The 12,026-nt window shown below is 34.3% G+C and carries 13 protein-coding genes; all 13 read right to left on the bottom strand.

Features of this window, described 5'->3' with window-relative positions; translation table 11 throughout:
• Position 1: 1 nt before the first annotated feature.
• Positions 2 to 1,081 carry an HlyD family secretion protein gene (locus IRZ83_RS14835; RefSeq protein ID WP_029272802.1) on the bottom strand — a complete coding sequence of 360 codons (1,080 nt, stop codon included), beginning with the start codon at positions 1,079 to 1,081 and terminating at the stop codon, positions 2 to 4.
• A 12-nt stretch (positions 1,082 to 1,093) separates the two neighbouring features.
• Positions 1,094 to 2,425 (bottom strand): TolC family protein, encoded by a 1,332-nt coding sequence (locus tag IRZ83_RS14830; protein ID WP_194569940.1) that lies wholly within the window; start codon positions 2,423 to 2,425, stop codon positions 1,094 to 1,096.
• The gene (locus IRZ83_RS14825) at positions 2,415 to 3,044 is read right to left on the bottom strand and encodes a TetR/AcrR family transcriptional regulator (RefSeq protein WP_029272804.1); all 630 of its coding nucleotides are present in this window, start codon (positions 3,042 to 3,044) and stop codon (positions 2,415 to 2,417) included. Before IRZ83_RS14825 ends, IRZ83_RS14830 begins: the two co-directional genes overlap by 11 nt.
• A 258-nt stretch (positions 3,045 to 3,302) precedes the next feature.
• Positions 3,303 to 4,064: a tryptophan synthase subunit alpha gene (trpA, locus tag IRZ83_RS14820; protein ID WP_194569938.1), complete on the bottom strand. Its 762-nt coding sequence runs from the start codon at positions 4,062 to 4,064 to the stop codon at positions 3,303 to 3,305.
• 242 nt (positions 4,065 to 4,306) lie between these two features.
• Positions 4,307 to 5,044, bottom strand: coding sequence for a carbon-nitrogen hydrolase family protein (locus IRZ83_RS14815; RefSeq protein WP_194569936.1), 738 nt, complete (start codon positions 5,042 to 5,044; stop codon positions 4,307 to 4,309).
• A gap of 16 nt (positions 5,045 to 5,060) precedes the next feature.
• Entirely contained in the window at positions 5,061 to 5,378 is a 318-nt protein-coding gene (locus IRZ83_RS14810) for a gamma-glutamylcyclotransferase family protein (RefSeq protein WP_194569934.1), read from the bottom strand.
• A 137-nt stretch (positions 5,379 to 5,515) separates the two neighbouring features.
• Positions 5,516 to 6,697, bottom strand: a complete 1,182-nt coding sequence (gene trpB / locus IRZ83_RS14805) for a tryptophan synthase subunit beta (RefSeq protein ID WP_029272808.1) — start codon at positions 6,695 to 6,697, stop codon at positions 5,516 to 5,518.
• Between the two features lie 12 nt (positions 6,698 to 6,709).
• Positions 6,710 to 7,342: a phosphoribosylanthranilate isomerase gene (locus IRZ83_RS14800; RefSeq protein ID WP_194569932.1), complete on the bottom strand. Its 633-nt coding sequence runs from the start codon at positions 7,340 to 7,342 to the stop codon at positions 6,710 to 6,712.
• 121 nt (positions 7,343 to 7,463) lie between these two features.
• On the bottom strand, positions 7,464 to 8,249 hold the full coding sequence (trpC, locus tag IRZ83_RS14795; protein ID WP_194569930.1) for an indole-3-glycerol phosphate synthase TrpC: 786 nt from the start codon (positions 8,247 to 8,249) through the stop codon (positions 7,464 to 7,466).
• A 90-nt stretch (positions 8,250 to 8,339) separates the two neighbouring features.
• A complete protein-coding gene (gene trpD / locus IRZ83_RS14790) occupies positions 8,340 to 9,332 on the bottom strand; it encodes an anthranilate phosphoribosyltransferase (RefSeq protein ID WP_194569928.1) in 993 nt (330 codons plus the stop codon).
• Between the two features lie 100 nt (positions 9,333 to 9,432).
• Positions 9,433 to 9,999 carry an anthranilate synthase component II gene (locus IRZ83_RS14785; protein WP_194569926.1) on the bottom strand — a complete coding sequence of 189 codons (567 nt, stop codon included), beginning with the start codon at positions 9,997 to 9,999 and terminating at the stop codon, positions 9,433 to 9,435.
• 85 nt (positions 10,000 to 10,084) lie between these two features.
• Positions 10,085 to 10,528 carry a hypothetical protein gene (locus IRZ83_RS14780; RefSeq protein ID WP_194569924.1) on the bottom strand — a complete coding sequence of 148 codons (444 nt, stop codon included), beginning with the start codon at positions 10,526 to 10,528 and terminating at the stop codon, positions 10,085 to 10,087.
• 87 nt (positions 10,529 to 10,615) lie between these two features.
• Positions 10,616 to 12,016 (bottom strand): anthranilate synthase component I family protein, encoded by a 1,401-nt coding sequence (locus tag IRZ83_RS14775; RefSeq protein ID WP_029272815.1) that lies wholly within the window; start codon positions 12,014 to 12,016, stop codon positions 10,616 to 10,618.
• Between the last annotated feature and the right edge of the window lie 10 nt (positions 12,017 to 12,026).

The following is a 12,026-nucleotide window of genomic DNA, read 5'->3' as shown; positions in this document are numbered from 1 at the left end:
TTTATTTTAAATGTACGTCTACATCAACATTCATTCCTGGTCTCAATAATTTTACTTTCTCAGGATCATTTGTTGGGTCTAAACTAATTTTTACTGGCAATCTTTGAATTGTTTTTACGAAGTTACCTGTTGCATTATCAGGAGGCAATAAAGAAAAACGAGATCCTGTAGCAGGTGAGAATGAAGTTACAATTCCTTTAAACTCATAATTAGGATAAGCATCAACTTTTAAACTAACTTTTTGTCCCACAATCATTTTGTTTAATTGTGTTTCTTTGAAGTTAGCTACAACCCAAGCTTCATTATTATTAATGATATAAAATAAAGATTGTCCTGGCTGTACCAATTGTCCTGGCTGAATGTCAACTTTAGAAACCTGTCCGTCAATTGCAGCAGTTACAACAGTATAAGTAAGGTTTAATTTTGCAACATCCAACATCGTTTTAGCTCTTTTAATGTTTGCTGCAGCAACCTCAGTTTGTTTGTCAGAAACTTTAGATTTTGACTGAATTACAGATTTTTGGTACGAACTTGCTCTTTGCTGTTGTTCTAAAACACGTACTTGGTTTTCTGCTTCGTCTTTTGCAGTCTGAGCTTGTTCAAATTGTTGTTTTGTAATGGTATGAGTTTTATACAAATTATTGTAACGGTTGAAATCATTCGTAAGCTGTCTCAATCTAATTTTTGCACTTTCGATAGAACCACCGGCAGATTTCATATTCGCATCAGAAACGGAGATGCTTGCATAAGCACTTCCAATATCAGCTTTTGCAGCTTCGTATTGACCTTCAGCACCTAGTAATGCAGCATTAGCTTCATCAATTTTCAATTGATAATCTCTCTTGTCGATAGTAAATAAAGTATCTCCTTTTTTTACAAAATCATTATCTTTTACATACACTTTGCTGATGTATCCAGATACTCTAGGAATAATTGGATTCATTTTTTTCTCAATTTGAGCATCATCAGTTTCTTCGTGTGCTAACGAGTGCATGTATTTTGTTATTCCGTAAGTTCCGCCCACCAAAATCAATACGGTTAGTATAATGATGAATTTAGTATTTGTTTTTTTCTTTTCCATGAGAGCTATCGATTATATTTTAGAAAGATTGAATGATTGAGATAATTGTCCTGATACTGAAAGTAATTCGTAATATTTTTGAATAATAGTTGCTTTAGACAAAGCTGTATTTATTTTGGCATTCAGATGTTCTACATCCGCTTCAACTAGGTCATTTGTATCTGATAAGCCATTGTCAAATTTATCTTTTACAAGTCTGTAGTTTTCTGCAGCTTGAAGAAGTGCTTCATCATAAACAACACTTTGATTAATAGCCAAGTCATAATCTTCTATAGATTTCTGAACTTCCACTTTAATACGATCTGTCATTACAGCTTCTGTGCTTTTTACTTCTAAAGCTCTGCTTTCAGCAGCTTTTACATTGGCGCTGTTTTTTAGAATTCCTGATAAATCATAAGATAAACCAATTCCAAAATTCATTGCATATTTAACAGTGATAAAATCTTTAAGATCCAAAGCTGTATAACCGCCTAATAATGCAAGCGAAGGATAATATCCTGATTTTGCAATCTTAATGTTGGCTTCGCTGGCTTTTTGCTGGAAACGAATTGCTTCTAAATCTTTTCTGTTCTCAAGTGCCAATGCATCAGATGTTGGCGCATTGCTTGTTTTTAAATTAAAGAAGTCAGCTTCATTAATCTGAAGTTTTACACTCGGATCTAATTTTAATAGCGTTGTCAGGTAAAAGTTGATGTTATTGATGTTGTTATTTGCTTCATCAATTGATAATTGCGTTTTTGAAACTAATAACTGTGATTTCAATAAATCATTTCTCGGAATGATTCCGTTTTTCTCCAATTCCGTAAAATCAGTTACACGCTGTTTTGCTTGTTTTTGATTTTCGTTTAAAAGATCTAATGTTTTTTGTGCTTTGTATAATGCAGTGTAATAGGTGATTACGCGTAAAGCAACATCTTCTTTGGTTTTTGCAGCATAAGAACTTTCCGCTTCGTATAAATTATCAGAAGCGATGATGCTGTTTTTAATTTTAAAACCTGAAAATATAGGCAAGCTAAGATTAGCCATTCCAAGCATCGCCTGATCTGGAGATGCCATAGGTTCAGCACTTGCTTGATCACCACCATTATTATGAAGATCAATAGAAGCTTTTGTCAATCTTTGGTATTGCCCTGAAATTTTTAGATCAGGATATTGATTGTTTTTAACCTCTTGTAATTCGTATTTTTTTGTGTTTACCTTAGTATTGGCAAGCGTAACTTCGTTACTTTTTTCCCAAGCCATTTTCACGGCTTCATCTAAGGTTAAACTTGTTTTTTCTTGTGCTTCTATTGATGATATTCCGATAAAGAAAATCCCAAAGAGCATTAATTGATTAATTTTCATAAACAAGTAGAGCTTTTATAGTTTGTTGAATGTGCTTTGTAAGACTGGTATTAATATAATCATTGTACAATGCTTCGGTATTTAAATGAAGCAAATCCTGAAAGAATAATTTGTTCATGTGAAAATGAAAAAATGTCCCCATTATAGTTGGGGTAATCAGCGGGATAATAATATCTTTTCTGAAAACGCCTTTTGTCTGACCTTCTCGGATAATGCTTTCCAGCGATTTTAAATTTCCTTTTTTCAGTTCTGTAAACGCCATTAAATTCTGTTCTCTTTTTTTTGAGGTAAATTCAAAGTGTAAGATTCTGAAAATTCCTCTGTTACAATTTATTCTGTTAATGTAAATTTCGATTAATTTATTGACTTTATCTAAAGGTTCTAGATTTTCCTGCAATAAATTTTCTAATTGTAATTTTAAATCAGAAGTTTTGTAAAGAATTAAAGCTTCAAGAAGTCTTTCTTTTGAACCAAAATAATACGAAACCATGGCAATGTTAATTTTTGCCTCTTTGGAAATATCCCGTATCGATGTACCTTCAAATCCTTTTTCTGAAAATAGCTTTTCAGCAACATCTAGAATCTGGATTTTTTTATCGTTTAATTCGATGTTTAACATGGTATTTTTTCTAATTAAGTACAAAATTAAACAAGCGTTTAATTTAAACAGGTGTTTAATTTTTATTTAACAAAATATTAACATAAAACGGTTTCGATTATTTAAAGCAAAAAAAAGCTGAAACACTTAGTATTTCAGCTATATTAGTTTATTTGAATCACACTCATAATTCGACAAAGATTGGCGGCTTTGCAAGCAGAATTTCTAGTGAGATTCCTCCTTCGTCGGAATGACAAACAGGATGTTTAGTTTCGATAATTAACGAATCTCCCCAACAAACTCTTTGATTTTTCCAGAACCGCTTTCACTCAAATGCTTAATAAAAGCACTTCCGATAATAGCCCCTTTTGCAAATTTAGTTGCTTGAGTAAAAGTTTCTTTATTTGAAATTCCGAAACCAATAATTTGTGGATTTTTCAAATTCATATTTGATATTCTTTCGAAATAATCTTCCTGAACATTTCCAAAACCAGATTGAGATCCCGTAACACTTGCAGAACTTACCATATAAATAAATCCGTTTGAAACGCTGTCAATAAAACGAATACGTTCGTCTGAAGTTTGTGGCGTAATCAAAAACACATTTATTAATCCGTATTTTTCGAAAATCGCTTTGTATTCATCTGCATAAACATCAACTGGTAAATCAGGAATAATAAGTCCGTCGATGCCAATCTCTGCACATTTTTTGCAAAAAGCCTCAACTCCATATTGCAACATCGGATTAAAATATCCCATAATAATCAACGGAATTTTTACGCTTTCGCGGATGTCTTTCAGCTGATCGAAAAGAACTTGGGTTGTCATTCCGTTATGAAGTGCCGCTGTAGAACTGGCCTGAATCGTTGGTCCGTCTGCCAAAGGATCGCTAAATGGCAAACCAATTTCAATTAAATCAACACCGTTTTTTTCTAAATCCTGAATAATCTGAACTGTATCATTTAAGTTAGGATATCCCGCAGAAAAATAAATAGAAAGGATCTTTTTATCTTCTTGTAATTTTTGAGTTATTCTGTTCATTTCGTTTTTTTTATTTTTTCTCCTAATAGGTTTCGAAAACCGGTTAGGTATTAGTTTTTATTTTTGCCACTCCCGAAGTTCTCGGGATAAAGGATTTTACGGATTAACTGCAACTTTATTTCACTGAGATTAAAATCTATTTAAGCCAATTTGCGCAGATCTTTTAATTAATTTAAATCTGCTCTAATCTGCTTAATCTGCATGAAACCAATTTTTTTTAATCTTTAATTTTGGTATTAATTTTAAATTTTCACTATCCTGCTTATCCAATTATCATTGTTCTTTTCTACTAATAATAATCCCGAATCCGAATCATTCATTTGTGCAATTAATTCGCCCTTATTATTCCAAAAAGCACTTTTTCCGCCCGACGGATAACCCCACGATTCACCGCTGAAGTTGGACATCAAAACATTCATTTTGTGTTTTTGAGCATAACTTTGCAAATCTCGATATGCATTCGGAATTCCGTTTGGGGAAAAGAAAATACTCGCAATGTAAATATCAGTTTCTTTTTTGCACGCATTTTCTGGATGCAGCGGATTATCAATATCGGCACAAATGGCAAAGGAGATCTTTTGATTTTCAATTTCCAGCATCGGATTGTAATCAAATGAAGATTGAAAAAAATCATCTTCGCCTTCATGTAGAAATTGTTTCGTGTAAATTGCAACCGAATTATCGGGAGAAATTACAAATTCGCCAATAAACAATTGATGTTCAATTTGAATTGGCGCTCCGGCAATAATTACAATATTATTTTTGACAGCTAACTTTTTCAGATGATCCAAACGTGCATCGTCTTTTTTGAAGGCTAATTTCTGTGCATTTTCTCTTTCATAACCTGAAATTGATAATTCAGGAAATGCAATTAATTGTGCTCCATTTTTTACAGCCAATTCGATAAGGCGATAATGATCTAATAAATTAGCCTCAATATTTCCTCTAGTTGGTTTTGTCTGTGCGGCAGCTAGAATCATTTTCTGTTTACAATTATTAATTTTCGATATATACCCAAGCAGTTGTTCCCGAATTTAAGGTAACCTGAACTCTTTTATAAGAATTAGATTCAAATTGATCTGCTTTAGCTAAATCAGCTTTAGAAATAGAGAAAGCAACACCATGTATAATTTCTGATGGATTTTCACTCGGTACTACCACAACATAGTCTGCCATTCCAAATTCTTCTTCGATCTGCAGGCTTTTTAGTTTGTAGCCAAGAAGCTGATCTGGAGTTCCGGTTAATAATTTATTAAAAACCCGCCTTTGAACTTCTTTTGATCTTAATGTTCCGTAAGAGAATAATTTTTCCATAATTGCTATTTGTTATTTTCCTCGTTATTTGTTTTTGCGTTAGGGATAGGAGCGGTATCCTTTTTTATGGCTTTTTCTGCCATAAAAAAGATATAGCGGATAGCCTGGTCGAAGGTAGCGCCCAAATTGCTATTCTGTTATAATTTAAAATAATCAATATAATTGTCTAAATCTTTATCACCTCTTCCGGAAAGACTAATAACCACAATATCTGTCGGTTTAAATTTTTTCTGATCTAAAACTGCAAAAGCGTGCGCACTTTCAATAGCCGGAATAATTCCTTCTAGCTTAGTTAATTGCAACCCTGCGTTCATAGCATCATCATCTGTTACAGAGAAAAATTCACCGCGGCCCGTTTGTGCCAAATGTGCATGCATTGGGCCAACACCAGGATAATCTAAACCTGCAGAAATAGAATACGGTTCTGTAATTTGTCCGTCTGAAGTTTGCATCAAAAGCGTTTTACAGCCGTGAATAACGCCCACTTTTCCTAATTTGCTCGTTGCTGCGCTGTGACCACTGTCAACACCTTTTCCGGCAGCTTCAACCGCAATAATTCCAACTTCTGGCTCGTGCAAAAAGTGATAATAAGTTCCGGCAGCGTTACTTCCTCCGCCAATGCAAGCTACAACATAATCAGGGTTTTCACGTCCTTCTTTTTCCTTTAACTGCCATTTAATTTCTTCGGAAATTACACTTTGAAAACGCGTAACCATATCCGGATAAGGATGCGGGCCAATAGCAGATCCTATAATATAATGTGTGTCAACCGGATTGTTGATCCAATCTCGAATCGCTTCGTTAGTTGCATCTTTCAACGTTCTTGAACCCGAAAGTGCCGGACGAACTTCTGCGCCTAACATTTTCATACGGGCAACGTTTGGAGCCTGTCTTGCAATGTCGATTTCTCCCATGTAAACGATGCATTCCATTCCCATCAAAGCACAAACTGTAGCAGTTGCAACTCCGTGCTGACCAGCTCCGGTTTCGGCAATAATTCTTTTTTTGCCTAAACGTCTGGCAACTAATATCTGGCCGATCGTATTGTTTACTTTATGTGCTCCGGTATGATTTAAGTCTTCTCTTTTTAAGTAAACTTTCGTATTGTATTTTTCAGACAAACGCTTAGCAAAGTACAATGGACTTGGGCGCCCAACGTAATCTTTCAGCAATTGATCAAACTCGGCCTTAAAATCAGGTTCGCTGGTTATTTTTAAATAATTCTGGCGTAATTCTTCTACATTCGGATACAGCATTTCAGGAATATATGCTCCGCCAAATTCACCGTAATATCCTTTTTCGTTAACGTTAAAATTCATTTTATTCCAATTTTAAAAGTTGGCAACATCAAATTTTCGTTTGAAATTGCTAAATAAGTTTCTGTTTTTAAGTCCCGGTTCGATTTCAAATTTACTATTTATATCGACTGCATAAATAGGAAGATTGGTTTTTGAAATTTCTTCGATCGCTTTTAATTCGTTTATTCCGATGCCACCGCTTAAAAAGAAGGGTTTATCAGACTTGTATTTTTTTAATATCGTCCAGTCAAAAGTGGTTCCGTTTCCGCCAGGTAATTTTCCTTTGGTGTCAAACATAAAATAATTGCAGACAGCTTCAAAAGGCTTTATAACTTCAAAATCGAAATTTTCATCGGCCGAAAATACTTTTATGATTTCGGTTTTCTTTGGTAATTGTTTTTTTAGTTCTGATAAAAATGCTACAGATTCATTTCCATGAAGCTGAACGGCTTGCAGATTGTATTTTGAAACTTTTTCGAGAATTTCTTCCTGACTCTGATTGACAAAAACACCCACTTTTTTGATTGTTTGTATAAGTTCCGGAATTTCTCCGTTAAAGTATCGCGCGGATTTCTCCCAGAAAATAAATCCCATATAATCGGGTAGGAGTGCGCCTACTTCGAGAATGTTTTCGGGATATTTCATGCCGCATATTTTGAGTTTCATTTTATTTTTGTTTTTGCCACGAAGGCGCTAAGACACTAAGTTTTTTTGTTTTTTTTGCCACGAATTACAGGAATTTCCACTAATTAAATTCGTGCTGATTTGTGAAATTCGTGGCAAACTTTTACGCTTTTAGATTATTTATAAATTCTGTTGCGGCTTGTCCGGCATTGTCGGTTTTCATGAAGTTTTCTCCAATTAAGAAACCTTTGTATCCGTAAGGTTTTAGTTCCTGAATGGCTTCGATTGATGAAATACCGCTTTCTGAAACTTTTACAAAATCATTTGGAATTTGCGATGCTAATTCTTTACTGAAATCCAGACTTACTTCAAACGTTTTTAAGTTTCTGTTGTTTACACCAATCATATCTAAACTTGGCATAATTGATTTTTCTAATTCTTCCTGATTGTGAACTTCCAATAAAACTTCTAAGCCTAATTTCTTTGCAAATTCAGATAAAGATTTTATTTCTTCGCGGGTTAAAACCGCTGCGATTAACAAAATTAAATCGGCTCCAAAAGCTTTGGCTTCTAAAATTTGGTATTCATCGACTATAAATTCTTTTCGCAAAAGCGGAATATTTACACTCGCTCTGGCTAAAAGTAAATCGTCAAGAGAACCACCAAAATATTTCCCGTCGGTCAAAACAGAAATACCGCAAGCACCTGCATTTTCATAACCTTTTACTACTTCTTCAACCGTAAAACTATGGTTGATTACTGATTTTGAAGGAGAACGGCGTTTGTGTTCGGCGATAATTCCGGTTGAACTTGTTTTTAGTTTCTGACTTAATGAAATTGTTTCTCTTCCAAAAAATACCGAAGCTTCCAATTGCGAGACTGGAATAATCGATTTTTTAAGAACGACTTCTCTTTGTTTGTCAAATATGATTTTATCGAGTATGTTCATTTTTTTATTTGTTTCAGGTTTCAGGTTTCAAGTTTCAGGTTCGCTCCAATAAGTTGAAACCTGAAACAAAGAAAACTTGAAACTAAATTTTTATTTACTTAATTCTTGTAACTTTTTTAGAGCTTGATGTCCTTTTCCGGAGAATAGACTTTCTTTTGCTAATTCAAATCCTTCTATCGGAGAACATTTGGTTACCGTTGCAATTGCCATTGCGGCATTGGCTAAAACCACATTATTCTGTGCTTCGGTTCCTTTTCCTGAAATGATGTTGGTGAACATTTCAGCCGATTCTTCGATAGTTTTTCCGCCTTCAATTTCTGTTTGTGATAAAAGACGAACTCCAAAATCTTCTGGTTTCAACATTCCTTCCATGTGTGATGTGATCGTTTTGGTTGGACCTGTTAACGAGATTTCGTCATAGCCGTCAAGCGAATGTAAAATCGTGAAATTGATATCAGTATTTTGATATAAATAAGCATACATTCTCGCCAATTCTAAGTTGAAAACACCAACCAATTGATTTTGTGGAAATGACGGATTTACCATTGGTCCCAACATATTGAAGAACGTTTTTACAGCCAATTCTTTACGAATTGGTCCAACATTTTTCATTGCCGGGTGAAATAGGGGAGCGTGCAAAACGCAGATTCCGGCTTTATCAATACATTTTTCTAAAAAGGATGGATCGTTGCTGAATTTAATTCCCATTTTTTCCATCACGTTGCTTGAACCTGAAATAGATGAAACACCGTAATTTCCGTGTTTTGCTACTTTTATTCCCGCTCCGGCTGAAATGAAAGAAGCTAAAGTCGAAATATTGAAAGTATCTTTTCCGTCACCACCGGTTCCGCATAAATCGATTGTGTTATAGGCTGATAAATCAACGCGAACACACAATTCTAATAAAGCTTCACGGAAACCCGAAAGTTCATCGATCGTAATGCTTCGCATCATAAATACGGTCAAAAATGCCGAAATCTGACTTGGATTGTACTGACCGCTTGAAATATTAATCAACACATTTTTTGCCTCTTCTTTAGAAAGCACTTCGTGATTGATTAGTTTGTTTAATATAGTTTTCATTTTTTTTAAGTTGCTAAGATTCTGAGGTTCTAAGTTTCAAGTTTCAGGTTTCAGGTTTCACGTTCCAACAACTTGAAACGTGAAACCTGAAACAAAAAAACTAGCTTCTAATCCAATTCTCTAAAATTCTTTTTCCTTTTGGGGTAAGCACACTTTCAGGATGAAACTGAACACCTCTTACATCAAAAATTTTGTGTCTTAGCGACATAATTTGTCCATTTTCGTCGATTGAAGTTGCTTCTAAAACATCTGGCAAATTAGCATCAACAACCCATGAATGATATCTTCCCACTTCGAATTCGTTTCCTAAACCTTCAAACAAAATTTCATCAGAAACTACCGTTTTTACATTTGTAGCAACGCCGTGGTATACTTTATCAAGATTTGAAAGCGTTCCGCCAAAAACTTCTCCAATGGCTTGTTGTCCTAAACAAACGCCTAAAATGCTTTTTGTTGGCGCGTATTTCTGGATTACTGCTTTTAATAAACCTGCTTCATCCGGAATTCCAGGTCCTGGAGAAAGTAATATTTTATCGAAAGAAGCGATTTCGTCAATTTCGAATTCGTCATTTCTGTAAACAGTTACTTCGCAGTTTAAATCTTCTAAATAGTGTACTAAATTATAAGTGAAACTATCGTAATTGTCTATAACTAATATTTTTTTCATCTTGTTTTTTGTTTAATGTTTCAGGTTTTTTTGGTTTCAAGTTCCAACAACGTGAAACCTGAAACTTTAAACCTGAAACTATTTTTTACTCTCGAACGTACTTTTCAGTGATAATACGGTTGATTCCTAATTTTTCTACTTTTTCGATTCCTTTTTGAATTAAGGTGTCGTTTTTAATTTTTACTACAAACTCAAATTTGCCGTTTTCCCATTGACGGTTATTGAAAAATTCCAGATTTTCTGTATAAATACTATCTTTCAAAGTATATTTTCCTCCTCCGCCAAAGAAAACTGCTGAACTGTCTTTTCCATTATTCAAATCATGATTAAAAAAAGCAAAATGAGTATCATTTATAATTTTAATCATTTTTGTTTTGGGATTAAAAGTCGAAAACGTCGAATCTTTTTCAGTCGTTTGTGCCGATATCAGACGCCAGGTTCCGGTTATCGGAATTGCATTTGATTCTTTCTTCGTCTCGCATGAAGCGAACAATAAAACAGCAATTACAAACGGAATTATATTTTTCATAAGTTTAAATTTTGTTTCAGGTTTCAGGTTTTTTTAGCTTCAAGTTTCACGTTCCAATAACTTGAAACCTGAAACTTGAAACAAAAATTAAATTTTCTCTGCCATTTCCAGCGCTGTATTCAGAGCTCTTAATTTATTATACACTTCCTGCATTTCGCTTTCTTCGTCAGAACTGGCAACAATTCCTGCGCCGGCTTGACAATGTAGTTGGTGATTTTTACTTAGGAAAGTTCGAATCATGATGGCGTGATTAAAGTTGCCTTCAAAATCCATGAAACCAATTGCTCCGCCGTAAAAATTACGATTCGTTTTTTCGTAATCTTCAATCAATTGCATTGCTCTGTGTTTTGGAGCACCGCTTAATGTTCCGGCTGGGAAAGTATCGGCAACGACTTGCATCGTCGTAGCTTTTTCGTGTAAATGTCCTGTAACTTTAGAAACTAAGTGAATAACGTGAGAGAAAAACTGAACTTCTCTGTATTTTTCTACGTTTACATCATGACCATTTCTGCTTAAATCATTTCTTGCCAAGTCAACCAACATAACGTGTTCGCTGTTTTCTTTTTTATCTTCAGAAAGTTCTTTGGCTAAAAGTGCGTCGCGTTCATCATTTCCGGTTCTTTTAAAAGTTCCTGCGATGGGGTGAATTTCGGCTTTTCTGTTTTTTACGATAATCTGTGCTTCGGGCGAAGACCCAAATATTTTGAAATCTCCATAATCAAAAAAGAATAAGTAAGGAGATGGATTAATGCTTCTTAAAGCTCTGTAAACATTGAATTCGTCACCTTTAAAACCTTGCGTAAAACGACGGGATAAAACCAATTGAAAAACGTCTCCTCTAAAGCAATGTTTCTTAGCCAAAGCTACATTATGTTTGAATTCATCATCAGTTAAATTTGAGAATCCTTCGCCTTCTTTTGTGAATTTATAGGATGCAATATTTCGTGATTGCAATAATTGTTCAATTTCAGATATGTTGTTTCTTCCATCTACACTGTGGCAAAAAATGTAGGCTTCGTTTTTAAAGTGATTGATGGCGATAATGTTTTGATAAACCGCATAAAAAACATCCGGAATTGAAGTAGCATTGTCTTTTTTGGCGATAGAAACTTTTTCGAAATAACGAACAGCATCATAAGAAATGTATCCGAATAGACCGTTATTGATGAATTTAAAATCGTTTTTCTCCGACTTAAACTGACTCGAAAATTCCTGAATTACTTCTGGAATATTGGTCGAAGCATCAATTGAAATTTTTTCTGAAGTTCCATCAGGAAAAGTCTTTGAAATAGTTTCGTTTTCAATTTTAATTGTTGCGATAGGGTTGCAGCAGATGTAAGAAAAACTATTGTCATTTCCATGATAATCACTACTTTCCAGCAATAAACTATTTGGGAATTTATCTCTAATTTTAAAATAAATACTTACCGGCGTAATCGTGTCTGCCAGAATTTGTTTGTAATGTGTGTTGAGTATAAAAGGTTTCAAAGTATGTTGT

It is taken from the genome of Flavobacterium sp. JLP, from assembly GCF_015350755.1.
In the GTDB taxonomy this organism is placed as follows: Bacteria; Bacteroidota; Bacteroidia; order Flavobacteriales; family Flavobacteriaceae; genus Flavobacterium.
The sequence above is the reverse complement of the archived record's forward strand: the minus strand, read 5'-3'. Positions and strand labels throughout refer to the sequence as shown.

Bases quoted from the DNA above. Each gene is read 5' to 3' on its own strand.
- IRZ83_RS14835 (WP_029272802.1), bottom strand. From the start codon at position 1,081: ATGGAAAAGAAAAAAACAAATACTAAATTCATCATTATACTAACCGTA.
- IRZ83_RS14830 (WP_194569940.1), bottom strand. From the start codon at position 2,425: ATGAAAATTAATCAATTAATGCTCTTTGGGATTTTCTTTATCGGAATA.
- IRZ83_RS14825 (WP_029272804.1), bottom strand. From the start codon at position 3,044: ATGTTAAACATCGAATTAAACGATAAAAAAATCCAGATTCTAGATGTT.
- trpA (WP_194569938.1), bottom strand. From the start codon at position 4,064: ATGAACAGAATAACTCAAAAATTACAAGAAGATAAAAAGATCCTTTCT.
- IRZ83_RS14815 (WP_194569936.1), bottom strand. From the start codon at position 5,044: ATGATTCTAGCTGCCGCACAGACAAAACCAACTAGAGGAAATATTGAG.
- IRZ83_RS14810 (WP_194569934.1), bottom strand. From the start codon at position 5,378: ATGGAAAAATTATTCTCTTACGGAACATTAAGATCAAAAGAAGTTCAA.
- trpB (WP_029272808.1), bottom strand. From the start codon at position 6,697: ATGAATTTTAACGTTAACGAAAAAGGATATTACGGTGAATTTGGCGGA.
- IRZ83_RS14800 (WP_194569932.1), bottom strand. From the start codon at position 7,342: ATGAAACTCAAAATATGCGGCATGAAATATCCCGAAAACATTCTCGAA.
- trpC (WP_194569930.1), bottom strand. From the start codon at position 8,249: ATGAACATACTCGATAAAATCATATTTGACAAACAAAGAGAAGTCGTT.
- trpD (WP_194569928.1), bottom strand. From the start codon at position 9,332: ATGAAAACTATATTAAACAAACTAATCAATCACGAAGTGCTTTCTAAA.
- IRZ83_RS14785 (WP_194569926.1), bottom strand. From the start codon at position 9,999: ATGAAAAAAATATTAGTTATAGACAATTACGATAGTTTCACTTATAAT.
- IRZ83_RS14780 (WP_194569924.1), bottom strand. From the start codon at position 10,528: ATGAAAAATATAATTCCGTTTGTAATTGCTGTTTTATTGTTCGCTTCA.